At 61.1% G+C, this 23,258-nt stretch carries 22 protein-coding genes; 19 read left to right on the top strand and 3 right to left on the bottom strand.

Annotated elements, in window-relative coordinates; translation table 11 throughout:
- Positions 1 to 59 precede the first annotated feature (59 nt).
- The 18 genes from FJ949_RS26780 to FJ949_RS26695 all read left to right on the top strand — a co-directional run bounded on the left by FJ949_RS26780 (position 60) and on the right by FJ949_RS26695 (position 18,495).
- The gene (locus FJ949_RS26780) at positions 60 to 758 is read left to right on the top strand and encodes an ABC transporter permease subunit (protein ID WP_140500678.1); all 699 of its coding nucleotides are present in this window, start codon (positions 60 to 62) and stop codon (positions 756 to 758) included.
- Positions 755 to 1,489: an ABC transporter permease gene (locus FJ949_RS26775; protein WP_140500677.1), complete on the top strand. Its 735-nt coding sequence runs from the start codon at positions 755 to 757 to the stop codon at positions 1,487 to 1,489. Before FJ949_RS26780 ends, FJ949_RS26775 begins: the two co-directional genes overlap by 4 nt.
- A complete protein-coding gene (gene hisN / locus FJ949_RS26770; protein WP_140500676.1) occupies positions 1,476 to 2,285 on the top strand; it encodes a histidinol-phosphatase in 810 nt (269 codons plus the stop codon). Before FJ949_RS26775 ends, hisN begins: the two co-directional genes overlap by 14 nt.
- A gap of 20 nt (positions 2,286 to 2,305) precedes the next feature.
- Positions 2,306 to 3,430 (top strand): aminotransferase class I/II-fold pyridoxal phosphate-dependent enzyme, encoded by a 1,125-nt coding sequence (locus FJ949_RS26765; protein WP_140500675.1) that lies wholly within the window; start codon positions 2,306 to 2,308, stop codon positions 3,428 to 3,430.
- Positions 3,431 to 3,441: 11 nt separating this feature from the next.
- Positions 3,442 to 4,428 carry an ornithine cyclodeaminase family protein gene (locus FJ949_RS26760; protein ID WP_140500674.1) on the top strand — a complete coding sequence of 329 codons (987 nt, stop codon included), beginning with the start codon at positions 3,442 to 3,444 and terminating at the stop codon, positions 4,426 to 4,428.
- 14 nt (positions 4,429 to 4,442) lie between these two features.
- Entirely contained in the window at positions 4,443 to 5,432 is a 990-nt protein-coding gene (locus tag FJ949_RS26755; protein WP_140500673.1) for a pyridoxal-phosphate dependent enzyme, read from the top strand.
- 11 nt (positions 5,433 to 5,443) lie between these two features.
- The gene (locus FJ949_RS26750) at positions 5,444 to 6,703 is read left to right on the top strand and encodes a cysteine desulfurase-like protein (protein WP_140500672.1); all 1,260 of its coding nucleotides are present in this window, start codon (positions 5,444 to 5,446) and stop codon (positions 6,701 to 6,703) included.
- 11 nt (positions 6,704 to 6,714) lie between these two features.
- Entirely contained in the window at positions 6,715 to 7,836 is a 1,122-nt protein-coding gene (locus tag FJ949_RS26745; RefSeq protein WP_140500671.1) for an aminotransferase class I/II-fold pyridoxal phosphate-dependent enzyme, read from the top strand.
- A 76-nt stretch (positions 7,837 to 7,912) separates the two neighbouring features.
- Complete coding sequence (locus FJ949_RS30905) at positions 7,913 to 8,212, top strand: hypothetical protein (protein ID WP_181172171.1); 300 nt, start codon at positions 7,913 to 7,915, stop codon at positions 8,210 to 8,212.
- A 597-nt stretch (positions 8,213 to 8,809) separates the two neighbouring features.
- Entirely contained in the window at positions 8,810 to 9,955 is a 1,146-nt protein-coding gene (locus FJ949_RS26735; RefSeq protein ID WP_181173163.1) for a glycosyltransferase family A protein, read from the top strand.
- On the top strand, positions 9,952 to 10,968 hold the full coding sequence (locus FJ949_RS26730; RefSeq protein ID WP_140500669.1) for a glycosyltransferase: 1,017 nt from the start codon (positions 9,952 to 9,954) through the stop codon (positions 10,966 to 10,968). Before FJ949_RS26735 ends, FJ949_RS26730 begins: the two co-directional genes overlap by 4 nt.
- Positions 10,965 to 11,957: a glycosyltransferase gene (locus tag FJ949_RS26725; protein ID WP_140500668.1), complete on the top strand. Its 993-nt coding sequence runs from the start codon at positions 10,965 to 10,967 to the stop codon at positions 11,955 to 11,957. The genes FJ949_RS26730 and FJ949_RS26725 overlap by 4 nt, the downstream gene beginning before the upstream one ends.
- Positions 11,941 to 13,044, top strand: coding sequence for a Gfo/Idh/MocA family oxidoreductase (locus FJ949_RS26720; protein WP_181167229.1), 1,104 nt, complete (start codon positions 11,941 to 11,943; stop codon positions 13,042 to 13,044). The genes FJ949_RS26725 and FJ949_RS26720 overlap by 17 nt, the downstream gene beginning before the upstream one ends.
- Positions 13,041 to 14,135 carry an NAD-dependent epimerase/dehydratase family protein gene (locus tag FJ949_RS26715; RefSeq protein ID WP_181173161.1) on the top strand — a complete coding sequence of 365 codons (1,095 nt, stop codon included), beginning with the start codon at positions 13,041 to 13,043 and terminating at the stop codon, positions 14,133 to 14,135. The genes FJ949_RS26720 and FJ949_RS26715 overlap by 4 nt, the downstream gene beginning before the upstream one ends.
- Positions 14,132 to 15,703 (top strand): glycosyltransferase, encoded by a 1,572-nt coding sequence (locus FJ949_RS26710; RefSeq protein ID WP_140500665.1) that lies wholly within the window; start codon positions 14,132 to 14,134, stop codon positions 15,701 to 15,703. Before FJ949_RS26715 ends, FJ949_RS26710 begins: the two co-directional genes overlap by 4 nt.
- Before the next feature lie 41 nt (positions 15,704 to 15,744).
- Complete coding sequence (locus tag FJ949_RS26705) at positions 15,745 to 16,689, top strand: polysaccharide deacetylase family protein (RefSeq protein WP_181165251.1); 945 nt, start codon at positions 15,745 to 15,747, stop codon at positions 16,687 to 16,689.
- Positions 16,682 to 17,560, top strand: a complete 879-nt coding sequence (locus FJ949_RS26700; protein WP_140500663.1) for a glycosyltransferase — start codon at positions 16,682 to 16,684, stop codon at positions 17,558 to 17,560. Before FJ949_RS26705 ends, FJ949_RS26700 begins: the two co-directional genes overlap by 8 nt.
- Positions 17,557 to 18,495: a glycosyltransferase gene (locus FJ949_RS26695; RefSeq protein ID WP_181172167.1), complete on the top strand. Its 939-nt coding sequence runs from the start codon at positions 17,557 to 17,559 to the stop codon at positions 18,493 to 18,495. Before FJ949_RS26700 ends, FJ949_RS26695 begins: the two co-directional genes overlap by 4 nt.
- Positions 18,496 to 18,504: 9 nt before the next feature.
- Here the strand turns inward: FJ949_RS26695 and FJ949_RS26690 are convergent, their stop codons facing one another.
- Both FJ949_RS26690 and FJ949_RS26685 read right to left on the bottom strand, forming a co-directional pair.
- Positions 18,505 to 19,734, bottom strand: a complete 1,230-nt coding sequence (locus FJ949_RS26690) for an ABC transporter ATP-binding protein (protein ID WP_140500661.1) — start codon at positions 19,732 to 19,734, stop codon at positions 18,505 to 18,507.
- 3 nt (positions 19,735 to 19,737) lie between these two features.
- Positions 19,738 to 20,580 carry an ABC transporter permease gene (locus tag FJ949_RS26685; RefSeq protein ID WP_181172166.1) on the bottom strand — a complete coding sequence of 281 codons (843 nt, stop codon included), beginning with the start codon at positions 20,578 to 20,580 and terminating at the stop codon, positions 19,738 to 19,740.
- A gap of 605 nt (positions 20,581 to 21,185) precedes the next feature.
- Between FJ949_RS26685 and FJ949_RS26680 the strand changes: the two genes are divergently transcribed.
- A complete protein-coding gene (locus tag FJ949_RS26680; RefSeq protein ID WP_140500659.1) occupies positions 21,186 to 22,175 on the top strand; it encodes an NAD-dependent epimerase/dehydratase family protein in 990 nt (329 codons plus the stop codon).
- 696 nt (positions 22,176 to 22,871) lie between these two features.
- Here the strand turns inward: FJ949_RS26680 and FJ949_RS26675 are convergent.
- Positions 22,872 to 23,258, bottom strand: coding sequence for a c-type cytochrome (locus FJ949_RS26675; RefSeq protein WP_224618831.1), 387 nt, complete (start codon positions 23,256 to 23,258; stop codon positions 22,872 to 22,874).

Genomic DNA, 23,258 nt, shown 5'->3' with positions numbered 1-23,258 from the left:
TCGCCGGCCATTTCACCCGATGGCCGGCGTCTTTCTTCTTGCCACCGCAGGAGCGGCAGATGGACATTTTCCAGGGATGGGGTTTGGAGGTCGCGCGCGGGCTCATGACCACCGTCGAGGTCGCGCTGCTGTCGCTGGCGGTCGGCCTCGTTTGGGGCATTCTCGGCGCGCTGGCACAGCTCTCCTCGAACTGTGTGCTGCGCGCCATCGGCCGGGGCTTCACTCTGGTCGTGCGCGGCACGCCCGAACTCCTCATCATCCTCATCGCCTATTTCGGCGGCACGGTGGCCCTGACCGGCTTGGCGAAGATGATTGACCCCAGCATCCGCTTTCTCGAAGTGCCGGCGATGCCGGCCGGCGTCTTCGCGCTCAGCCTGGTCTTCGGCGGCTACGCGGCCGAGGTGCTGCGCGGCGCCTATCTCGCCATCCCCAAGGGCGAGATCGAGGCGGCAGATGCCTTCGGCATGTCGGCCGCGACCAGCTTCATCCACATCCGCCTGCCGCTGATGTGGCGCTACGCGCTGCCCGGCCTCGGCAACAACTGGATCTCGCTCATCAAGGACACGTCGCTTATCTCCATCGTCGGGCTGGAGGAGCTGATGCGCATCTCCACCATGGCGACGCAGGTCAATGGCGAACCCTTCCGCTTCTACCTCGCCGCGGCGCTGATCTACCTCCTGCTCACCATACTGAACACCTCGATTGTCGACGCGCTGGAACGGCGTGCGACGCGCGGCGAGAGGAAGCTGGCGCGATGAACTTCGAGCTTATGGTCGAGAGCCTGCCGGCGCTGCTATCGGCCACCGTCACGACGATCGAACTGCTCGTCGCCTCACTCTTCTGCGGCATGGCGGTGGCACTTCCCGTCGCCATCCTGCGCGTCAGCGGCCCGGCGCCGGTGCGCCTCCTGCTGCACTGGTACATCTACTTCTTCCGCGGCACGCCGCTCCTGGTCCAGATCTTCCTTGTCTATTACGGTCTCGCCCAGCTCGAGGTCGTTCGCGACAGCTTTCTGTGGCCATATCTGCGCCAGGCCTGGGTCTGCGCCATTCTGACCTTCAGCCTGAACACGGCCGCCTACACCGCCTACATCCTGCGCGGCGCCATCGAGGCGGTGCCAGCCGGTGAGATCGAGGCGGCGCGTGCCTGCGGCATGTCGACGGCGTTGACCTACCGCACGATCATCCTGCCGGGCGCCTTCCGCATCGCCCTGCCGGCTTACGGCAACGAGGTGGTCAGCATGCTGAAATCCACATCACTCGCCTCGACCATCACCGTCATGGAGCTGACCGGCGCCGCCAACACGATCGTCGCCCGCACCTTCGCGCCCTATGAGCTCTTCATCACCGCGGCGCTTATCTACCTCACCATTACCTACGTGCTCACCACGGCGTTGCGCGCCCTCGAATACAGGCTTTCACGACACACGCGTCCTCTGGACGAACCCGCAACCCCACTCATAGAGGGAGCCGACAATGCCGGCATCTGACCCCAAGACCTTTACGGCTTTCGCCGGTTCGCTGGCAGACGTCAGCCGGGCGACAATCCAGGAAGCGCTCAGCGAGCAACACGGCTTCGTTTCCAAGGGCGATGCAAGCCCTGTCACCGCGGTAGACCGGGAGGTCGAGGAGAGGCTGCGCGCGCGCATCCAGGAGGCGTATCCCGACCACGGCATCCTCGGCGAGGAATTTGGGTCCGTCGGCCTCGACGCGGAATGGGTCTGGGTCATCGATCCGATCGACGGCACCAAAGCCTTCATCACCGGCATTCCGACCTTCGGCACGCTGATCGCGTTGGCCCGCAACGGCGTTCCCATGCTCGGGGTCATCGACAATCCCGTCACCAACGAGCGCTGGCTGGGCGCCGACGGTTCGCCGACCACCCTCAACGGCAAGCCCGTACGCACGCGCGCCTGCCAGGACCTTAGCGAGGCCCTTGTCGGCAACGGCAACCCGGAATCCTTCGACGACAAGGATACGGCCGCCTACAAGAGGCTGCGCCGCCAGGTGCGCTGGAGCGTCTATGGCGGCGGTTGCCATGCCTATGGCCGCGTCGCCGACGGCGCGCTGGACATCAATGTGGACGGGGGGCTGGACGCCTTCGATTATTGCGCACTGATCCCGATCGTGCGTAACGCCGGTGGCGTCATGACCGACTGGCAGGGCGGCGAGCTGACGATCCGTTCCGGCCGCCGTTCCGTCGTGGCCAGCGCCACACCTGAGTTGCACAGAACTGTGCTAGGCATCCTGGCCAACGCGACCTCACCGGCCCGCGCGGCTTCCTGAAGAAGAGGAATCGTACACACATGCAGATCGAAGAATTCACCCTCGAACGCATCCAGTCGCTCTACGAGAACATCGTCGAGTACAACCTCTCCGATAGCGGGGTACACCCCTATTCGCTCAACGAACTGCTGAGCCCGGAGGAACGCGAAAAGGTGCTTGCCGCCGAACTCGGTTACGGCTGGACGAACGGTGCCGTCGTCCTTCGCGAGGCGATCGCGGCCACATACAAGAATCGTACGGCCGACGAGGTGATGGTCACCAACGGCTCGGCCGAAGCCAATTTTCTGATGGCGATGACGCTGCTGGAGCCGGGCGACGAGATCATCGTCGTCGTCCCCAACTACCTGCAGATCAGGGGATGGGCGAAGGCGCTCGGCGCGGTGGTACGTGATGTGCCGCTGCGCGAGGAACTGGGCTGGCTGCCCGATCCGGCCGACATCCGCGCGGCGATTTCGCCCCGCACCAAGGTCATCACGCTCTGCACGCCCAACAATCCGACCGGACGCGTGGTGCCGGCGGACCTGCTCGGGGAAATTGTGGCCATCGCACGCACCAACGGCATCTGGCTACATACGGACGAGGTCTACAAGGGAGCCGAATACGGTACCCTCGAGCCGCCGAGCAGCGTCGACCTTTATGAGAAAGCCATCGTCACCAGCGGCTTGTCGAAGGCGATGGCGATGCCGGGCCTGCGCATCGGCTGGCTGGTCGGCCCCGCTGCCGAGATCTATGCCTCCTGGCAGCGCAAGGACTATACCTCCATCACTACCGGCGCGGTCAGCGAACTGGTCGCGTCGATGGTGTTGCAGCCGGCGCGCCGCAAGGCGATCCTCGACCGCAGCCGGGACCTCCTGTCACGCAATGTCGACATGATGGTGCGCTGGGTCCGCGCCAACGAGGGGCTGGTCTCGCTGGCGCCGCCGCAGGCAGGCGGCATGGCATTCGTGCGCTATCACTTGCCGATAAATTCGACCGAGCTGGCGCATCGCGTCAAGGACGAGCAGGGCGTGCTTGTCGCGCCGGGCGACGTCTACGGCATGGACGGCTATTTCCGCGTCGGCATCGGCGCGCCGGCGCATGTCCTGGAAGGCGGGTTGGAACGTGTGCAGCTCTTCCTGCGCGGCCTTGCCCGCTCGGCGGCCTGAACGGAACGACCATGGCTAGGCCAGCCGCAAACATGCCGCTCATCCTCGACCGGGCGGAGATCCTGCGGCGGCTCGACCACGCCGCCGGTATTGCGGCCGTTCGCGAAAGCCTCGTCGCCTACAGCGCCGGGGCAGTCCAGCAGCCGCCCGTCGTCCACATGGGATTCGCGGCGGCGAACGGCGATTGCCATGTGAAATGCGCCCATGTATCGGGCGCGTCGATCTTCGTCGTCAAAGTCGCGACTGGGTTCTACGACAATCCGACCAAGGGCCTTCCAAGCGGCAACGGCATGATGGTGGCGCTGTCGGCCATGACAGGCGAACCGGTAGCACTGCTGTTCGACCAAGGCATGCTGACCGACTGGCGCACTGGCTATGCCGGCGCGCTGGCGACCCGGCTGTGCTGGCCTAAGGGCGCGACGCGCCTCGGCATCGTCGGCACCGGAACCCAGGCACGCATGCAGTTACGCGCGCTGCGAGCGCTGGCTCACGGCGAGCCGCTTTCGGTCGCGGTATGGGGCCGCTCGCCAGCGGCGGCGGGACGCTTCGCCGCCGACGTGGCCGACCTTGGCCTCCAGGTATCGCCAGTCGGCTCGCTCGCCGACCTTTGTTCCGATTCACAAGTGATTGTCACCACGACGCCCGCGACCGCGCCGCTGGTGCGCGCTGAATGGATCGCGCCCGGCACGCACATTACAGCCATCGGAGCCGATGCGCCCGGCAAACAGGAATTGGAGAATACGCTGGTCGCGCGCGCCAACACGTTGCTCGCCGATTCGGCCCTGCAGAGCATCGACCATGGCGAGTTCGCTCATGCCATCGCGGCCGGCCTCGTCGAGCCAGAGCGGATCGGTGAGATCGGCGTATCGCTGCGGACTGGCTCATTGACGCGCAAGCCTGGTGACATCAGCATCGCCGACCTGACCGGCCTCGGCGCAGAGGACGCGGCAATCGCCAGCGCCATCCTCGCGAGCGCCGGCACAGCCGCAAACTCTTGACCCAGGACAGAACCATGTCGAACGAAGGTGACATCGCCGCCGCTGCCGCGCGTTCCGTGCGGGCGCATGCCCGCATCCGCGGCCACATCGCGAAGACGCCGCTGCTGGGCGCGTCCGCCGTCGGCGACGCGATCGGTAGCACCGTTTTGTTCAAATACGAAAATTTCCAGTTCACCAACTCCTTCAAGGCGCGAGGCGCCTTCTCGAAGCTGACCGCGATGGACGATGCGACCGGGGGCCGGCCGTTCGTCACCGCCTCGTCCGGCAACCACGGCATAGCCTCCAGCTTTGCGGCGTCGCGCCTGTTCCGAAAATTGTCGGTCGTGCTTCCGCACAATGTCACGAAGGCCAAACTGGCGCGCATACGGTCCTTTGGCGTCGACGTGATCCTGCATGGCGACGAAAGCGGCCAGTCCGAGGCGCACGCGCGCCGCCTGGGCGAGGAGAAGGGACTCGTCTACGTATCTCCGTACAACGATCCCGACGTTGTTGCTGGCCAGGGCACGATCGGGCTCGAACTGCTGGAAGAGCATTCGCGTATCGACAATGTCTTCATCGCCATGGGCGGCGGCGGGTTGATCGGCGGCATCGGCGCCGTGATGAAGGCCTTCAGTCCGCGCACGCGGATCATCGGCTGCGCGGCCGCCAACAGCATGGCGCTGGCAGCGTCGATGGAAGCGGGCAAGGTGATCGATGTCGAGCACTTGCCGACGTTGGCCGACGGCGTCGCCGGCGGCATGGATGAGGATTCAGTCACGCTCGGCCTCGCCCGGTCGGTCGTTGACAATGTGGTCATCTGTTCCGAAGCCGAGTTCGCCGGCGCGCTCGCCCGTCTCGCGATCGAAGAGCATCTATTGGTCGAGGGTGCAGCCGGCCTAGCGATGGCAGGGCTGATGAAGCACCCGGAACGGTACCGCGGCCAAGTCAATGCGATCGTGCTGTGCGGCGGGAATTTCGACTACGACGAACTGACGGCCGCGATCGCGGCGGTGCGACCGACCTGAAAGGGAATTCCATGACGACTGGACGATGGGACATCGAGGCGGTGCGCGGGGCCTTCCCGGCGCTGGCGATCACCGACGACGGCAAGCCACGTATCTATCTCGACGCGCCGGGCGGCTCGCAAGTACCGGCACGCGTGGTCGAGCGCATGAGCGAGGTGATGCTGCGAAGCTGCGCCAACGAGGGCGGTGCCTTCCACACCTCGCGTGATAGCGACCGCATCTTGGTGGGAGCGCATGCAGCGGCGGCCGCCTTGCTCGGTGCACAGCCGGACGAGATCGTCTTCGGCCTCAACAGCACCTCGCTGATCTTCCATTTTTCGCGCATGGTGGCACGCGACTGGAAACCGGGCGACGAGATCGTGCTTACCCGCATGGACCATGATGGCAATGTCGGCCCGTGGATCATCGCAGCCGAGGAACGTGGCGTCACCGTCCGCTGGCTCGAGTTCGATACCGAAACCTTCGAATATCGCTACGACATGCTGGACGAACTGATCGGCCCGCGCACGCGTCTGGTTGCCTGCAATCACGCGAGCAACATCTTTGGCACCGTCAACGACGTTGCCCGTATCGTGGCTGCTGGTAAAGCTGCCGGCGCCGTCACCATGGTCGATGCCGTGCAGTCGGCGCCGCATTTGGCCCTCGACGTGTCGGCGATCGGCTGCGACCTGCTCGCATGCTCTGCCTACAAGTTCTTCGGTCCGCACGCCGGGGTCATGTATATACGGCCGGAGCTGCGCGACCGGCTCACGCCGCTCAAGGTGCGGCCCGCCTCCTTCGACATGCCGTGGCGCCACACCCCCGGCACTCCCTCCTTCGAGGCGCAGGCCGGCACGCAGGCGGCGATCGAGCACATCGCTTGGCTCGGCGAGCAGTGCGCCGGCGTCGACGTTGCCGCGCCGCTGCGCCAGCGCATCGTGGCGGGATTGGAGGCGGCGACCGACTACGAAGCCGGACTGATGGACCGGTTCCTGGCGGGTGTTGCCGGCATTCCCGGTTTCAAGCTCTGCGGCATCGCCAGCCGCAACCGGCTGGACGCCCGTGTGCCCACCTTCAGCTTCCGGCTGGCCAAGAGGTCGCCGCAGGAGATCGCAGCCGCGCTGGCGGGCGAAAACATCTTCGGCTGGGCCGGCGATTTCTACGCTTATGAAGCCTCCGGCCTGCTCGGCCTGCGCGAGCAAGGCGGCGTCGCTCGGCTCGGCCTATCGCATTACACCACAGCAGACGAGGTCGACCAGGCCGTTTTGGCCGTCGCCCGGCTGGCAGCCTGACGGGGGAAAGCATGGACTACGCACGCATGGTGATCGAGAAGGAATCACCGGAGGAATACGGCTATGACCGCATTCGCTTCAACCTGTCGGAAAGCTCCGTACGAGACCGTAAGCTGTCCGATTTCCATCTCTCCGTCCCTGACCTGCTGCTGCCCTATGGCGAGCATCGCGGCGACCCTGAGCTTCGGGCGTTGGTAGCCGCGCAGGGCAAGGGCCTCGGCCCCAACAACGTTTTGGTGGCCGCCGGCGCCGCTGGCGCGCTGTTCATCATCGCCACCACGCTTCTATCGCGCGACGACCATCTTGTCGTGGTGCGGCCGAACTATGCCACTAACATCGAGACGCCGCGCGCCATCGGCTGCGGCATCACCTTTATCGACCTCAAATTCGACGATCGGTTCGGCCTCGACATCGATGCCGTCGCCAGCGCTCTGCGCCCGAACACCCGCTATATCAGCATCACCTGCCCGCATAACCCAACCGGCACGATGATCGGCCGCCCTCAACTGGACGCGCTGATCGCCTTGGTCGAAAAGGCGGGATGCAGGCTACTGGTGGACGAAACCTACCGCGACCTGACCCATGGCGAGATGCTGCCCCCCGCTGCCTCGCTCAGCCCCGCCGCGATCAGTGTGGCTTCGCTGTCCAAGGCTTACGGCGCGCCGGGCATCCGCGTGGGCTGGATCATGACGCGCGACGTGCACTTGATGGAGCGCTTCCTGGCGGCGAAGGAGCAGATCGGCATCTGCGGCAGCGTCGTCGACGAGTGGATCGGCGCCCGCATCCTGGAAGGCCGCGACGCCTTCCTCGCCGCGCAGGCGCCAGTGCTGGCCGGACGCCTTGCCATCATGCGCGATTGGATTGAGAGCGACGAGCTGATCGAATGGGTCGAGCCCCAGGGCGGCGTGGTCTGCTTCCCCCGTTTCCGTCATGGTCCGGGATTCGATTTCGACGACTTTTACGCCGACCTGCTGGAAAGCTATGGCACCTATGTCGGTCCGGGCCACTGGTTCGAGATGCCGCGCAACCACATGCGTGTCGGCTTCCTCTATCCTCTTGAGGACGAACTGCGGGGTGGCCTGGCGGCGATCTCCGCAGCGATTCGCAAGCATTCTTCCCGGCAAAGGTCGTGACATATACGGCGATGTCCTGCCGCCGAAGGCGGCCGTTGCCGGGGCACCGGGTGAGGCCGACGCGCGCCCTTCGACGATGGCAGTAAGGTCTATCTGGAAATTCCTGTGCCGCATCGATCAGGGCGAGGCATCCCCGCTCTTCATCATCGGGCGGGCGGAGGCAGCCAGCGACAAAGCGGCGCCTGATCCTGGGCTGCAGATCACGCTCGCGCATCAACCGCCTGACCTTCTTGGGGCTGACGACGATGCCGCGCTGCCGCAGCGCCGCCTGCATGCGGCGATAGCCGTAAGCTTCGAAGCTGTCGGAGATTTGACCCATCGTCTCGACGAGCGCTGTGTCATCCACGGCGGTGCCGGGCTGATCGTAGTAGGTTGATCGCGCGCCATCAGCCGGCAATCCTGCTTGTTCAATTTGTCCGGTCCCAGGGGCGAACTCCAGATGGAAGGCGAATTTCCGCAGTCTTGGGTGCGATTCAGTCAGCTCGTGACATTCGTGAACGCGCGCAGCAAAGAGACCGTTTATTCTCGCGGCATCCCGAAACGGTCGCGAATTTTCCTTAACGGGTACCGCTTTTGACGATCTATCTACTCGCCATCCAGGGGCCTAGATTGCAGGAAACAGCAGATACTCTCGGATCCGCCACTCTGCGTGGGCGGCTCTACGCACGGGCGAGATCATTTTGGGTCACTTAGTCAGGGTGCAGCGTGGGCTATTGCGTGAGTTTTCGAACCCCAAGTCGGCCAGGGGCGAAAGGAAAATACGCTATGGGCTGTGGCACAAAGAGAATGGATCGGCCACCTAAGAAGGCCGCGCGAGGGCCGTCCAGTGTGCGTGGCCCCAAATGTTAGTGAGCCGGACAGCGGCCGTTTAGCAGTACATGCAGAGCTCAGAGGCCGGGTGACAGTGAAGGGAAGTGGCCGCACCAAGGGGAGTTGTTCTACGAGCAACTCACAATGTCCTACTCACGCATTCGTGGCTGTCATTATCCCTGCCTACAACGCAGAACAATTTATCGAACGCACCTTGGCGTCGGTGATAAACCAGACCTACAGAAACATCGAAATAATAGTCGTTGATGACGGTTCGACTGATGAAACTGCATCAATCGTCCGCCGACTATCCAATGACGACCCGCGTATCAAGCTGCTCCAACAGAAGAACAGTGGCGTCGCGTCGGCGCGGAATACGGGGATACGTGCAAGCAAGGGCATCTATATAGCACCTATAGACGCCGACGATCTCTGGCACCCAACCAAACTCGAAAAGCAGCTGCGTGTTTTCGCTGCAGCAGGCAATGATGTTGGGCTTGTCTATACGCTTTACCGGACGATTGATGCCGATGATAAGGCGATCATTACGCCTAAGCGCATGCACCCGCACGGATGGGTATTCATGCAGCATCTCGGACAGAACTTTATCGGTCACGGAAGTTCGGCAATGTTCCGGCGCGATGTCTTACTCGAAATGGGTGGCTATTCCTCGCGACTGCGCGAAAACGGTGCGGAGGGTTGTGAGGACTTCTTCCTCCAATTGAGTATCGCCTCGAAATACCGATTCGATGTCGTCAAGGAGCACTTGGTCGGATACCGCCGAACGCCAGGAGCCATGTCGCAAGATTTCGTCCGAATGCTCATCTCGCGTCGGATGGTGCTCGAGAGCCTCTTTGCTCGCTGCAGCGAGATGGTGAGCCCGATCCTATCGGATGTGATGTTCCGTAACGATGTCGAGATCGCCAGGCTCGGGCTTAAAAGGCGCCGCTTTGCTGCCGTCGGCATGAACTTCGCCAGAGTGCTCTGGCGATCGCCCTCGCAGTTCGCGAAAGTCGTCGGTGCGACGCTTGTCATTTTCCGGCGCAAGGCGAAACAAGGAACCAAACTGGAACGCGAAGGCCGCAGCTCGGGGATCGGGAAACCGTTCTGGGACTACGCTGTCGATGAGCTTTTCGATCGCGGCGAGAATACCGATTACCGTGCCTTGCTCAACAATCTGGCTGCAATGGACAGCAAACTTGGACCCTGCGGAGGCTATTTGGCGCAGCATCCCGAACGAGGAACCTTTGCAATGCCCCAAGAGGGCAGCGGCTCAGACAGCCCGTTTCTCCTTAGAGGCTTGGAATGAAGAAGCTGCTGCTGTCGGAAGAGCAGATGTCGTCGGGCCGCAATTTGGCTCAGAGGGCAGAATGCACTTTTGAGCGGACAGTGAATGAACCGACGGTCAGTGTGACCGTGCTCATTGTCACCTACAATCACGCTCGCTACGTAGCGGCAGCGATCGACAGCGTTCTCATGCAAGATACGGAATCCGGTGTCGAGATCCTGATCAGCGAAGATTTTTCGACGGACGGTACCCGGGAGATCGTGGAGCGGTATGTATCCGATTATCCCGAAAGACTATCGGCGATCTATTCTGGCAGCAATTTGAGATCCAACGAGGTCGTTGCGAGAGGACTCCGGGTTGCGCGCGGGCGCTATGTCTCGATCCTTGATGGCGACGACCTGTGGACATCCAAGACCAAGCTGCGAGATCAGGTGGCCCATCTTGACGCGCATCCTGAGCTCTCGGCCATATTTTACAATGCGCTCGTGGCGCACGGCGACGAGATCACGTCGCGGCGGTGGACGCCACGGGATCAGAAGCCCTTAATCACACAAAGGGAAATTTGGGAAGGCAATCCCTTCGCCACTTGCGGCAGTATGATGCGAACCGCGTGCGTTCGGGATGTACCGTCTTGGTATGCAGATTTCTTTCCGATTACTGATTGGCCGCTGTATGTGCATTGCGCAAAGACAGCAGACCTCGCCTTTGTCGACGAGGTGGCAGGTATCTATCGTCTGCACCCGGGTGGGCTTGTATCGGCGCTGCCAAGCCCGCTCAGGCTTGATGCGATCGAGGGATTCTACCGGCGAATGGCGAATGTCATGGATGCCCGTGGGGCACAGTTTGCCCGTGGCGGCTGTTCCCGCTACTTTTACGAATGGTCGAAGCAGTATCTGAACGGAGGTGACTTGCCGTCGGCCAGATCGTGCTTCCTACGATTGCTGCGAAGCGGCACTGGCGGAAACAACGTGCCGAAACGCGATATCGCGCGGTTGGCACTGCTCCTGCTGAAATCCTCGGTGCTCGGGAGATGACGGCTTTCCGCAACTTCGAGAATCGCGATCCGGTCCCGTCATTGCCACAGGCGGCTGTTCGTCCGAAGTGGTCGGTGATGATCCCCGTCTATAATAGCGCCCGCTTTCTTGCCTCAACGCTGCAAAGCGTGCTCGCGCAAGCCCCTGACCCGGCTCATATGCAGATCGAAGTGGTTGACGATTGTTCGTCCGACGATCCGCAAAAAGTCGTGAACGAAATCGGGGGAAGGCGTGTCGGCTTTTTCCGCCAGCCGCAAAACCTCGGCCACATCGGCAACTTCCATACCTGTCTGAGCCGAGCCCACGGGGAACTTGTCCATCTCCTGCACGGCGACGATGCCGTCCGACCAGAATTTTACGAATTGCTCGGTCGGGGTTTCGATGCGGATCCGAGAGTAGGAGCGGCGTTCTGCCGGACGGTCTTCATGGACGCCCACGGACAGGAGTTGTCGATCGAACCTGCAATGCAGTCAATCTCCGGAAGGCTTGAGAATGCGGTGGTCCGATTGGCGCTCGAACAGCGCATCATGACGCCGTCCATCGCGGTCCGACGCGCGGTCTACGAAGAACTCGGCGGCTTCGACCGGCGGCTGAAATGCAGCGAAGACTGGGAGATGTGGATACGCATCGCTTCTCGTTTTCCCGTCTGGTACGAACCGCAAGCCCTTGCGCTTTATCGGATGCACCCGCAATCGAATACAGGACGCCATATCCGGAGTGCCGCGGACATGGCCTACACGCGAATGGCGATTGATATTTTCAAGAGCTATCTTCCAAGCGAACTCGCGGACGATGTCGCCGCATCGGCTCGGCGGACCTATTCGCAAAGCGCTCTCGAAACCGGGCGGCGGTTGCTTGGCTCTGGTGATTGGGCTGGATGCCTCGCGCAAATGAGTGAAGCCTTCCAACTCGATCCGTCGCTCAAGACAATTGGACGTATGCTGCGGCTCGTTGCGAAGCAGGGAGGCGAGATTGTCCGCCCAAATTGAAACTGTGCAACGGCAGCCGGCACGGCTGCGGCAAGGTGAGCCTGTCCGTCTCGTTTTGGCCGGATGTGGCGCCGTCACGAAGCTCTACTATGCGGAAGCGCTGTCGCGCCTTCAAGGCAGAGGCCAGATCGCAGTCGCAGCCATCTTTGATCCCGAAGCGAAATCCGCCGCGGTCGTACAGGCGCGGCTGCCCGGAGCGAAGGTTGCAGCCAGTTTCGACGGCCTTCTGGCTGTGGGCGCCGATGTGGCGATCATCGCTTCCCCGCCTCGATACCATCTTGATCAGTCGATGCAGGCGTTGCGGGCCGGCATGCATGTTCTATGCGAGAAGCCGATGGCCACGAGCAGCTCCGACGCGGACCTTATCCTCGCGGTAGCGGCAGCCAACAATCTGCATGTGGCAACAGGCCTCGTCAGAAGGCAGTTCCCTGCCACCCGATCGATAAAGGCCATGGTCGAGGGCGGATTGATCGGAAAAATTCAAGGTGTCTGTTGTTTTGAGGGTGGCCCTTTCCAGTGGCCTGTCGCTTCGACGAGCTATTTCAGCCGCGCGGAATCCGGCGGTGGCGTGCTTCAGGACATAGGCACGCATTGCCTTGACCTCCTGACCTGGTGGTTCGGAGAGCCCCATGAAATCCACTACGCCGATGACGCAATGGGCGGCGTCGAGGCGAACTGCCTTGTCCGGTTAGGTTTTGGCGGCTTCGAGGCAACGGTCCGGCTGAGCCGTGATTGGGCTCGTCCCAACCTTTACCGTCTTGAGGGCGAACGTGGCTCGATTTCTTGGGCAGTCAATGAGACTGAGCTTGTAGAGATCGCCTTGAAAGGATGCCGCACGGCAGCCACCGCCTCCTTCACCGACACCGACGACCGGTCGCGCGATTTCGTCGACGCGTTCTGCGATCAGATTTCGGACTTGGTCGACACGGTCCGAAATGGAACCCTCCTTTCCGGGTCAGCCACAGCGGGGCGCAACGTGCTCAAGCGAATCGAGGAATGCTATGCCAGACGGAAACGGCTGGACATGCCTTGGCTCGGAGCAGAAGACTTTCGCCACGTCATTGCTTCCGCCGAGACCAGACAATGACCGGCACTGTTGCCGTGCTTGGCGCCAACGGCTTCATAGGTTGCCGGACAGTGGAGTTGCTGCATCTTTCCGGCTGGGCTGAGGTGAGGCCGATCGTTCGCAGGCCGAGTGCTTTCGCCAGCCTGTCCCGCTTTGCGATCGATGGAAGGGTGGCGGACGCGCATGACGTTCCGGCTCTTACTGCGGCCCTTCTTGGCTGTCAGTCCGTTGTTCATGCAGTTGCCGGTGATAGTCGCACGATCGTCGATGCCGTCGAGCCTGTCTATCGTGCCGCCGCCGCTGCGGGCGTCGTTCGCCTGGTCTACCTCAGTAGCGCATCCGTTCATGGCCAATCGCCGCCGCCCGGAACGGACGAAACGAGCGCGCTGCACGACGGCCAGACGGTCGAGTACAACAATGCCAAGGTTCGTGCTGAACGTCGTCTCGGGGAATTGTCACGGGACGGTGCAGTCCAGGTGGTGGTGCTGCGGCCCGGAATTGTCTTTGGCCCGCGCTCCAGCTGGACGGGGGGCTTCGCCAACGATCTCCTCGACGGCTCTGCCTATCTGGTGGATGGCGGCCATGGCATCTGCAACAGCGCTTATGTCGACAATGTCGTTCATGCGATCAAGCTTGCCATCGAAGTGCCCGAGGCGGCTGGGCGAACCTATCTGGTCGGGGACCGCGAACGGATAAGTTGGGCAGATCTTTGCCGCCCGATCGCCGAGGCATTGGGCTTCGACCTGGCTGCGATTTCGGTTTCCGCGCCATTGTCATTCGCGCCGAACTGGACACAATGGCTGAGAGATGGCGACCTTTACCGGCGGCTTGTCCGAAGCCTCCCGAGACCCGTTCGTAGAGGACTAAAGGTAGGCTATGCCGAGTGGCGGAAATCAGGGCTCGATCAGAGGCCGCCTATGGCTCCAAAGATCAAGGTATCTGAAGAACGTGCGCTGTTGCACCGGTGTCGGGTGAAACTCCCGTCGGCCAAGGCCGAGCGCGAGCTCGGATACCAGCCGGTGGTCGGCTTCGAGGAGGCATGTCGGCGCTCAGTCGCATGGCTAACCTTTGCCGGGTACCCGACTGCGCGGAGCCAAGTGGGCGAAAGATGACCGTCAGACCCGCCGCAGCTTGTGTCTCGGTTGTCATTACGACCTATAACCATGCTCGATTTCTCGCGGAAGCGATCGACAGTGTCCGGAACCAGAGCGTGCGGCCCGATGAGATCATCGTTGTGGACGATGGTTCGTTGGACAATCCCGAAAATGTTGTTCGCCGGTATGTCGACGTCCACTACATCCGCCAAGGAAACCAGGGTTTAGCCGCTGCCCGCAATACGGGAATGAAGGCAGCACGTGGCGAATTCATCGCGTTCCTGGATGCCGATGACAGGCTGCGCCCGACGGCGCTCGCTACCAATCTTGCTTTGTTCCATGACAGTCCGGATTGCGCCTTGGTCTATGGAGCCTATTGCTACATCGATGAGGCCGGCGCAGTCAGGAATTCAGTTCCGCTGAGGCCGGTGGGAGAGGACCCGTATGCCGGATTCTTGACCGGCAACCTGATTGGAATGCATGCGACAGTGCTCTATCGGCGTAGCACATTGGAGGCTGCTGGCGGATTTGACCGATCCCTGCGGGCTTGCGAGGATTACGACGTCTACCTTCGCCTGTCTCGGGCAAACAAGGCCGCATGCACCCCGGAGTGTCTCGCAGATTACCGCAGGCACGCAACGAATATGTCCAACAGCAATCCGATGATGTTGCGCGCGGCGCTCAAAGTCCTTGGCCGGCAGAGGAATCTTGCGCGGACCAATCCAGACTGGACGGCCGCCTACCATCAGGGCGTCGAAAATTGGAAACGCTATTATGCGCACATGCAACTGGGACAGCTTAGTACAGCGGTTCGATCCCGTTCTTCGCTCGGCGGTCAGCTCCTGAACACCATTGCCGTTTCGCTCGCAGCGCCATTGCAGACCACCATGATGCTGCGGCAGCGTTTCAAGGGCTGGTCAAGTCGGCGCCGATCGGGCGTCCGGTTCGGTGACCTCAGCCGCCCGCTGCCCTTCAGCACAAATTTCGGTTTTGATCGCGGCAAGCCAGTGGACCGCCGCTATGTCGAGACTTTCCTCGCATCATGTTCGCTGAACATATCCGGCAGGGTTCTGGAGATCGGGGACAACGCCTATACGACCCGCTTCGGAGGCAGTCGAGTTGCCAGGAGCGACGTTCTAAACCGATATGAAGGCCACCCGCTGACGACCTTCGTTGGCGATCTGGCCAACGGCGACGACCTGCCGCTCGAGACATTTGACTGCATCGTGCTCACCCAGACCCTGCACCTCCTTTTCAACATGCCTGTCGCGGTTGCAACCCTATGGCGGATGCTGAAACCGGGAGGCGTGCTTCTGGTCACGGTCCCTTGGGTAAGCCCGATTGACCGAGGAGAATGGGGCGAGAGCTGGTTCTGGTCGATAACCCCGGCGGCGCTGGGCCGGCTTCTCTCAGACAGGTTCGGGGTGGAGAATGTCGAAGTCCGCCACTATGGAAACGCCTATTCGGCTACCGGGTTTCTCTATGGCTTGGCGGAGCATGAGCTGAATTCGGCAATGCTCGATGTGCATGACCCATGTTGCCCGGTGATTGTCGCCGCGCGCGCTTTCAGGCGACGAGCGGCGTGACAGTGCGTCAAGCTCTTAGCAAGCTCCTGCGACGGGGCCGATTGCTTGCCGGTTACAACCGGCCGCTCGTGCTGATGTATCATCGCGTCGGAGAACCACGCGTCGATCCTTGGGAACTCTCGGTCTCGCCACAAAATTTCGCACGCCAAATCGAAATCCTGACAAAGGCGCGCGATATTGTTCCCCTGCAATGGCTGGCACAACGGCTTCGGGACGGAAAGCCAGCGAGAAATGCCGCGGCAGTTACCTTTGACGACGGTTATGCGGATGTCGTGCAAAATGCCGTGCCGGTCATGCTACGCATGAACGCTCCTGTGACCGTCTTCGTCACTACCCACGCGCTCAGCGACCCCTCAGTGTTCTGGTGGGATATTCTGTCGCGCATCACTTTGGAAACGCCTGCTCTCCCGGAGAGGCTCGCGATCCAGATCGCAGGCCGAAACTATGATTGGCTCGTGACGGAGGACGCCACGCGCGCGAAATCGAATCTCGTCATCAGCCGCACGGCGCTCCATTTCGGCTTGCACGCACTGCTGAAGCCGTTGAGAGTACACGAACGGAGGAGGGCGCTGCAGCAGCTGGCAAGATGGGCAGGAACCGACGCCAGCCCCCGAAGGCGTGACCGCGCCATGACTCATTCGGAGCTGCGGCATCTCGCCGACACCGATGGCGTTTCGATCGGTGCCCACACCTGCACGCATCCATCCCTGCCGTTGCTGAAACGGGACAGTCTTGAACGCGAGATCTCCGCTAGCCGTCAACAATGCGAAGAGATTACAGGGCGGAGGGTGGCGGGATTCGCATACCCCTTCGGAGACTTCGACGACAGCACCGCCGAAGCGGTAAGATCTGCTGGCATGGACTATGCAGTAACCACCCTGCCGCGTGAAGCTGGGCTCAGGGTCGACCCTTTCCGACTGCCGCGGGTCACGGTCGCTGATTGGGGTGAGATAGAGTTCCGGCGCGCGGTCCTTTGCCATGGCTGACCATGCATGCCGAGAACCGCGCGTCACGGGAATCATCGTCGTGTTCAACGGCGAGAAATATCTCCGAGAAGCTATTGACAGCGTTGTAGGTCAAAGCTTCACCGACTGGGAACTCCTCGTCGTCGACGATGGCTCGACGGACCGGTCATCTGTCATCGTGCGCGACTATGCGCAGCGCTTGCCAGGCAAGGTGCGACTACTCTCCCATCCCGATAACGGCAATCATGGTATCAGCGCGTCGCGCAACCGCGGGCTGGCCGAGGCGCGGGGCGCCTATGTCGCGTTTCTCGATGCAGACGATACATGGCTGCCCGAAAAGCTGTCCGAACAAGTCTGCATCATGGAAAACGATCCGGCGCTCGGTCTAATCTACGGCCGGACGTTGATCTGGCATAGCTGGGCAAAGCTTGCTGGTCGTGCGGACTACTATTACCCGCTCGGAGTCGAACCGAACGCCCGATACGATCCGCCCGTGCTGCTGGAACTGCTGCTGCAGAACCAAGCCCAGACGCCGACAACTTGCAACGCCCTGATGCGTTCAAGTTTGTTGGCAACGCTCGGGGGATTCGAGAACAGCTTTCGCCTGATGTTCGAAGACCAGACATTCTTTGCGAAGGCGCTCGCATTCGCGCCCGTCTACGTGTCCGGCCAGACCTGGGCGAGATACCGCCAGCACGTCGAAAGCTGCTCTGCCGCTTCTGCCAGGGCAGGCGCTGACGAAGCCGCGCGTATCACGTTTCTCAGATGGCTGAATGGGGTGATGGCGGATCAGGGCGCCTCCTTCCGCATTCGTTCCGCAATCTGGAAAGTGCTCGCGCGCGAAACCTGGAAGACGAGCAAGCGAAGCATCGTAAGACGGCTGCAGCGATGACTTCCGTGCCGCGGGTGACGATCATAACCCCCTTCCTCAATGCGGCGTCAAATCTGGGTGAAGCGATCGCCAGCGTCCGGGCCCAGACGATTGCAGATTGGGAGCTCTTGCTGGTTGACGACAATTCGACGGACGACAGTATCAGGATCGCCAATGATGCCGCGGCAATCGATCCTCGAATTAAGGTGCTGCGCAGGCCTCCCGGATCCAAGCGTGGCGCCGCGGCAGCGAGAAACGCCGGAATAGCGGCCAGCTGCGGCGATTTGCTTGCCTTCCTGGATGCAGATGATTTGTACGAGCGGCATATGCTGCAGACGGTCCTGGCGGCAGCCGATGCCAACCCGGATGCCGCAATGATTTTCGGGCCGACCAAATGGTGGTACCCGGATGGAGCGCGCTCCGACTGGGTCGAGCCGACGGATGGACTTGCCGCGCGCTTACATCAGCCTCCCCGGCTTTTGGGTCGGCTGCTGCTGATGCAGGACGGCCACGTTCCGTGTACCTGTTCCGTGCTCTTGCGGAGAAGCGCGGTTAGCACGGTTGGTGGCTTTGAGGAGCACTTTGAGCTCTATGAAGACCAGGCTCTGTGGGCGAAGCTATTCCTGCGATTCCCAGCCTTTATCACTCCTGTAACTCTCGCACGTTACCGGCAGCATTCCAGTTCGGCCTCGGCGATTGCCACTCAGCGAGGGCTCTACGATCGGATGGGGAAACACCCCGCCCGCGCCGCTTTTCTGGACTGGATCGCGGAGTATATGATGGAAAGTGGAACGCGGGATTTCCGCCTCCAATTGGCGCTGCGGCTGGCACGCGCGCCCTATGTCACGCCTGCAACGATCGGAAGCAAAGCCGAACGGCTTGCCCTGAAGATCATGATGTGGACAGCAAAGCAGCGGCGCAGGATTCGGCGACAGCTTGCGCACGTGGCCAGGTGAAAACAGGCGTCACTTCCTGACCACCCATCGATGCGGGAAGCTGACATTGCCAAAGCCAGGCTGGGCGCTGACCGGTCGATCGTCGAGCAAACCGGGCATGACATCGAACACAGCGGCCGTCTCGACATGGTCTTCGACCACCCTGTCGTCCGCCACCAGCGCTACGTCAATCCTGTAGCGCCCTGGTCTCAGCATAAGGCTGTCCACATGTACCGTGTAGACTTCGCCGTGACGGTCATGCAGGGAATGCTCCCGGCTATCAAATGAGGTCACAGGATCCCCGAGATCATCAATAATAGTCACAAGGCACTGCAATGTTTCGCGCGGCCCATCAACCTGAAGCCGAAAAGTTGCCGGCTGCCCGGACGCGACGGGACCCATTTCATTGAAAACTTCGATGCCGACCACACGGAGGCGGCCGCGCCCGGTGCGCGTGGATCGCACACTCAGATCGGTTCCTGCGCGGGCCTCAAGCGTCTGGAGATAATCCCGGACCACGTCCTGAGTCGGACCGTCCGCCTGGATCATCCCGCCGTCGATAAGGATTGCGCGGGTGCAAAGTCGCTGCAGAACCGGCATCTGGTGACTGACGATCAGCACGGTACGGCCTGTCCCGGCGATGCTCGCTGCCTTGGCGATGCATTTCTTCTGGAACGTGGCATCCCCGACGGCCAAGACCTCATCGACCACCAGAATGTCGGGATTGACGTGGGCGGCAATCGCGAAGGCCAGACGCAAGTACATGCCGCTTGAGTATCGTTTGACAGGCGTATCGAGAAACGGCTCGACCCCGGAGAAATCCACGATCTCGTCAAGCTTGGAATTGATCTCGACGCGCCGCATGCCGAGTATGGCCCCGTTGAGATAAATGTTCTCACGGCCGGTCAGTTCGGCATGGAACCCCGTGCCGACCTCCAGCAAAGCTCCCAGCCGTCCATGTATCGTCGCGCGGCCGGAAGTCGGCTCCACGATCTTCGCCAGTATCTTGAGAATGGTGCTCTTTCCTGCACCGTTGGGACCGATCACGGCAAGGACTTCGCCTGCGTGCACCTCGAAGGAGACGTTTTTCAACGCCCAGAACGGCTCGTCCGCACCTTTTCGGTGGCTTGTTTCGGCGTCCCCGCGAAGGCCCCGCCTTTTGCTGGCGAGCGCGTCTCGCAGCGTGGGGAAGCTGTTGTTCGCCACACCAAGTCTATACGCCTTGGAGAGATTGGCAGCCTGGATCACGATGTCGGTCATCACTCAGATCAGGTCCGGAAACGCGCGTTCGGATTTTGAGAAGATAGTCAGTCCGGCAACGAGAAGGGCTAACGAGGAGAGCGTTGATATCGAGATCATGAGCCAGTCCGCAGGCGCGCCCAGTACGCTCCAGCGGATGGCTTCGACTGTCCCAACCATTGGGTTCAGACTATAGAGCGGCCGCCACAATTGAGGGACGAGATTGCTTGGATAGACGATCGGGGTCATGAACAGAAGTGTCTGAAGGCTGAACGGCAAGAGATAGCCCACATCGCGAAAGCGAACGTTGATCGCCGACAATGCCACGCCCACTCCAGTCGCTGACGCAGCCATTACGAGCACGAACAGCGGCAAGAAGACTGCTTGTGGTGCCGGCCAGCTTCCGAATGCCAGCATGGCGGCGAACAAAAGAGCGAAGCCGACGAGCATATCGGTCAGGCATGAGGCCATCGTGGAGATGGGAATGATCAGACGCGGGAAATAGACGCGTTTCACCAGCTCCTGGTTTCTGACGAGGCTGCCCGTCATGCTGGCGACGGCTCGCGAAAAAAAACTCCATGGCACAAGCCCACACAGAACAAATAGCGGGTATGGCGCGCCGTTGGACGAAATGCCTGCGAGCTTGCCGAAGAAGATGCTGAAGACCGACATAGCAACGAGCGGCTGCAGCATTGCCCAAAGGATGCCCAGATAAGTCTGCCGGTATTTGACCTTGAAATCACGCCAGGCCAGGAAGAACACAACTTCCCGATATCGCCAAAGCTCGGAAGGTTCGAACAGTCCTCGCTTGCGGGACGGATCGATGATTGTCACGACAGCTGATTGCGCGCCTGTCTGGTCCGACACGATGATGGCGTCCGCCTCCCTTGACAGCCCCATTGAGGCTTACATTTCCGCGCAGCGCAATCAGCACTTTTGATGGTGCCTGCCGTTCACGAGCCTCACCATTCGAGAGCGCATAGCAGCCGCCCTCAATGCTCGACCAGATCCTCCGGAGGCGCGAGATCGCGCCGCATATCCCCGTTGTTCGATAAGTCCAACCGGACGGAGGGCATTTCTCGCACACGGACTTTACGTTCGATCCGGATGCGAACGAACACCTGCCCGGGCCGTCTGAGTTTCTACCGCTATTCTCCCACCTGTGCTGGGTTGTCGAGGATACATTTCCCTATTGAACTTGTGGTGATGTTATGCCCATCGAAGATAGTCAGGCTACAGAAATCTTTCGTTTTTACAGTGTAGTGTATGCACTGCACCGCTGGTGACAGGGTCCTTAAGATGTGCCATTGTCCAATGGGGTGGTACTATTTGCGCGGATTTGGGTTGTTCGGGCGATGCGCGTTGCGCGAACCATCATTGCGTGGAGGGAGTGACATCTCATTGGCAATTCAGACGGCTTGACGAGTCAGCGTTCATAGCTCCTGAGCAAGCTGCAAAGCTTTGGGTCGGAAATGAAAAGTGTTCTTGTCGCGGGAGCAGCCGGGTTCATCGGATCCCACCTGGTTGATCGACTGTTGTTAAGGCAAGAAATCAATCGAATTGTTGCTGTTGACAATTTCTGGACTGGTACTCGTGCCAATCTGGATCATATCGCCGACCCTCGCTTGGTCGTGGTAGATGTGGCTGTTGAAGATTTTCAGCAGGGGAGCCTTTTTGACGAGATCTATCATCTCGCCTCGCCTGCTTCGCCTCCCTGGTATATGCAAGATCCGGTACGAACCATCTCGGCCAACGTAATAGGAACTATGCGGCTTCTGACCCTTCTTCGCGCCGGGGGCCGTTTCTGTTTCACGTCCACGTCTGAGGTTTACGGCGATCCGCTGGTAACGCCGCAACCGGAAACTTACAGGGGCTCCGTTGATTGCACGGGGCCGCGTTCATCGTATGATGAAGGTAAGCGTTGCGCCGAGGCCCTGCTTTTTGAGAGTAACCGATTGAGCGGGCTCGACATTCGAGTTGCAAGATTGTTCAACGTCTACGGACCTAGGACACGACCTGACGATGGACGTGCAGTATCAAATTTCATCACGAATGCGCTGTTCGGCAAACCTATAATCGTTTTTGGCGACGGCTTGCAGTCGCGGAGTTGGGGATACGTCAGCGATATCGTGGACGGCCTAGAACAATTCTTCTGGGGGGAGGAGCATGGTTATATTGGTCCCCTGAACATCGGAAACGATCGTGAGATTTCCGTTATCGATGTTGCCCGTTACGTCGCAGGCTTGGTGCCAGGCACCAAAATCGTGCATGTTGATCCGATCCCCCAAGATCCGACGAACCGCTGCCCGGACTTAACTCTAGCGCGGAGGATCATCCCCGGCTGGGCCTGTCAAATACCTCTTGAAGAGGGTGTGCGCCTCACCCTGGACTGGTTTCGCCGCCAGCAACAGAACGACTTGTCCAGTGTTTCCTCGGACTCGATGGTTGCCGCATCGGTGTGAGTGGGATCCGCCCCGATAAAATGTGACCGAAAAAGGGGAGAAATGTGCTCGCCGCAATCCGGATTCTTCGACCAACGTCGCGGTATGCTCAACCGGCCAGTTCGATGCTGTGAACGCGCGCTTCCGCGCATCGTTCAGGGCCCACCGAAGGCGACATACAAGTGCGGAAGGCTCCTCCGCGGCAATGCATGCTCCCCCAGCAACTCCTCCAACGCGTGGTCGGCAACCTTATGGGTGTTCGAGCGGCGCGGATGGCCTGCACGCTCTCGCTCGGCGACGATCCGTGATGGTCACTCACATCTTGCGCTGGCAGGTAATAAAGCCCGTACGACCGGACGGCTGGGCGATCAGAGGCAGTGGCATGTCTTGATCAGGAAGATTACTCCCACGGAGTAAGGCAGGGCTAAAAGCCCCAAGGCGATCCAGAAGCCGGGTTCGGCCATTGCGGCGAGATCTGACAGAAGTTGCTTCATGTCGCCTCAGTCCACGCCCCTGATCGCTCCGCATCGATCCACAAGGAAAGAGCCCGCTCTTGAGGGAGGGGGAAGCGGGCTCTTGGCTGGGGCTTATGACCCAGCAGCACGGCGGACTTGAATTTGTACTGCGCCGGCTGCTGTTCAAACCGTAATCGGGCAGCTTTGTTCCCCTGTCGGCTATGGTCCTGGGCACAGCCCGTGATCCCGCCGAGGCGGCGGTCTATCTCAAAGCATAGAGATAGGCGGCGATGTCACGCGCTTGCTGCTCGGTGATGCCGGTGGAGGGCATGGCGGTGTGCGGATTAATGTCCCTTGCTGACCGTATCCAGCGGATCATGTTCTCCGGATTGTTAGCCAGCACACCGCCAACATAGATCCTGTCAGATAGACTGGCGTCCAGGCGTGGGCCGACGTGGCCTACCGCACCGGGTACACCGGTGATGGTGTGGCAGCCGGCGCAGCCATTCGCCAGCATGATCGGTATCGCACGTGCACCGACGCCGCCGGTAGCGGCATCCGCCTCTTGCTGCACCCGACGGGCTCGGTCGGCCCACAATGCGAGCGCGCCGCCCGCGACGACCAGCAGAATGCACACGGCGATGATCAA

The organism is Mesorhizobium sp. B2-4-1 (assembly GCF_006442185.1).
Lineage (GTDB): Bacteria > Pseudomonadota > Alphaproteobacteria > Rhizobiales > Rhizobiaceae > Mesorhizobium.
Note: the sequence above shows the minus strand (reverse complement) of the source record. Positions and strands in the feature narration are given on the sequence as shown.